The 2,181-nt window shown below is 46.1% G+C and carries 5 protein-coding genes; all 5 read right to left on the minus strand.

What is annotated here, in order from left to right; translation table 11 throughout:
- On the minus strand, positions 1-331 hold a 331-nt coding region (locus P8P30_01990; protein MDG1286316.1), incomplete at its 3' end, for a hypothetical protein.
- 9 nt (positions 332-340) lie between these two features.
- Positions 341-556 carry a hypothetical protein gene (locus P8P30_01995; GenBank protein MDG1286317.1) on the minus strand — a complete coding sequence of 72 codons (216 nt, stop codon included), beginning with the start codon at positions 554-556 and terminating at the stop codon, positions 341-343.
- 12 nt (positions 557-568) lie between these two features.
- The gene (locus P8P30_02000) at positions 569-874 is read right to left on the minus strand and encodes a hypothetical protein (GenBank protein MDG1286318.1); all 306 of its coding nucleotides are present in this window, start codon (positions 872-874) and stop codon (positions 569-571) included.
- Between the two features lie 48 nt (positions 875-922).
- Complete coding sequence (locus P8P30_02005; protein MDG1286319.1) at positions 923-1,771, minus strand: major capsid protein P2; 849 nt, start codon at positions 1,769-1,771, stop codon at positions 923-925.
- Between the two features lie 50 nt (positions 1,772-1,821).
- Complete coding sequence (locus tag P8P30_02010; protein MDG1286320.1) at positions 1,822-1,944, minus strand: hypothetical protein; 123 nt, start codon at positions 1,942-1,944, stop codon at positions 1,822-1,824.
- Between the last annotated feature and the right edge of the window lie 237 nt (positions 1,945-2,181).

Here is a 2,181-nt window from a genome sequence, read left to right on the forward strand (position 1 = left end):
ATCCCAAAGAGGCATTATTGCCCTTGCTTAAGAAATCTAAGGAATCATCAAAAACGTTATCTACGGTGTCTAAACTCCGATCAAAAGTGAATTCAATCGTATCTAATGAATCGCCTATAATACGCTCATTTGCCCGTATTAGCTTTTCGGTGCTGCGCTCGCTGCTTAACGTGCTTTGCAACGCTACCGTTGCGCCTAGCTCAACCGCGCCTAAATCGGTTTGAATGATCGTCGCGCCTTCTGCCGCCACATTTGCGTTATCGGTTGCACCTATGCGCCGATCAAATACATTCGTGGTGCTACTTGATTTGCTTGAACTTAGTAAACCCATTTTAGCCCCCTATTTAATCAATGTTACTGCGAGCAAAACCGCGCCAGCAAGCGCCACGGCAGGCCATATATCATCAGGCAAAGCGGGAAATCCACCGCCGCTTGCGCCTTGGCTAGCGCGTGAATCTAGGCTACCGCTCCCCACTTGGAACGGTGACGCTAGATAAACGCTACTTGATGCCGATGCATGAGATTTACCGGTTAAACTTGGAATCGGTATTGCCATTTTAAAACCCTTTTATTTTAGCGCTTTAATGAGCAATATTGCACCCGCTGCCACTAAACCGTATGTGATGATTTGATTGCTGCCTAAGCCGCCGCCCGTAGAAGGCCAGTAATCGCGCGGCGAGTATGGTGTCGTGCCGTTCGTTAATGGCGTGTTGCCGTACGGATCAATCAAAGAGCGCTGTTGCTCTGTCTGAAATTCACGATACCAATCGTAATTCTCGTAATCAGTCCATGATTTAAGAATATCAACGCCCGTTCCCGCAACGTCAGAAATTCCACCTAGCAGGCCATCCCACCAATCTTCTTCGTTTTCCATGCTTATGCTCTCTTTCTGTGGCCTATGGCCGTTTCATTAGCCTAAGCCTTAAACGCTACGTGAGAGCGTTTCGACAAAGATAGGGAAAGGCGTGGCCGCTGACATTTCAAAATCAATTTGCAAGCTTGCAATGTTTTGCAGCTCGCCCTTGTTACCGCCTGCGCGCTGTTTATAAACAGGCAAGTAGTCATCAATTCGATTCGTCTTGTTGAACATAATGCTTACCCAACCGGATTGTGGAGCGAGATCGCCCGTCAATTCGATTCGTGCGTCATTTTCTTCAACCGTCAATTCCTGCGCTTCATAACCTTCGGCAAGAACCTTAAAACTATCAATGTCACCTGATTTGCAATGAATCGCCACAATGTTTTCGAGGCGCGGCAAAGTAGTCAAATTATGAGTCCCTACTTGTGCGACTGGTACAATGTGTTTTGTCACTTTCTTGATTAAACCAAGGTTGCGCGGTTGCGCCTCAACGGTCACTTGCGCGGTTGCGCTAATAGCCGGAGCCGTTCGGCCAGTGGCAATCTTAACGTCAATTTGCAAGCTCTGAACATTGTTCGTGCCGAAAGCAGGCGTTTCTTGTCCAAAAATAGCTTCCGCCCATTCTTCGGCAAATTCAAGCTTCAAAAATCCATCAACATACGGAATCTTATGGAGCTTTTGACGCATAATGATTGATTCCGCAGTTTCGCGGCGCACTGATTTGCCGTTAACTTTAATGTTAACTTCCTCAATCGCTAAAATCATGTTTGCTTCTGTTACAAGCGTACCGGATTCGGTGTACTTGATTAGAATATCGCGGTAGGTGCGCCCTAGCTGCACATCTAGTGTAGTGATTTCACCCGCTTGCGGCGGTGTAAATGGGCTTAGTTTTACTTCTGGATGTAGTGCCATTTTATGGACTCCCTATTTAAATTTATGCAAAGGCGAAAAAACTCCGACGATTAAACGTCGAAGCCGTTACGCGCTTGATTCACAAGATCAATGTCTTTGAATGTATTCATAAGAAAACCAGCGGCGACAACGCCGGCAGCTACAAGTGCAACGGTTGTTAGGTGTTTAGACATTAGATATTCCCCTTGATTATTTTTTCATACACGACAAGCGCCAAAACGGATGTAATGACGCCGGTAATGATGGTTTGTGTGTTTAGCTTTATACTCATGCCCTAAGGCTGGCACGGTGCTGATCATCAAGGGAGAGAGTAATGTCTCCCCTATAGGGGAGGATTGCCTAAAGGGAATTTAGGCATGAAAAAAGGTCAAAAATCTTCCGAGATTTGACCTTTAAAGAGGTGAAGCAAT

It is taken from the genome of Rickettsiales bacterium, assembly GCA_029252805.1.
Lineage (GTDB): Bacteria > Pseudomonadota > Alphaproteobacteria > Rickettsiales > JALZUV01 > JALZUV01.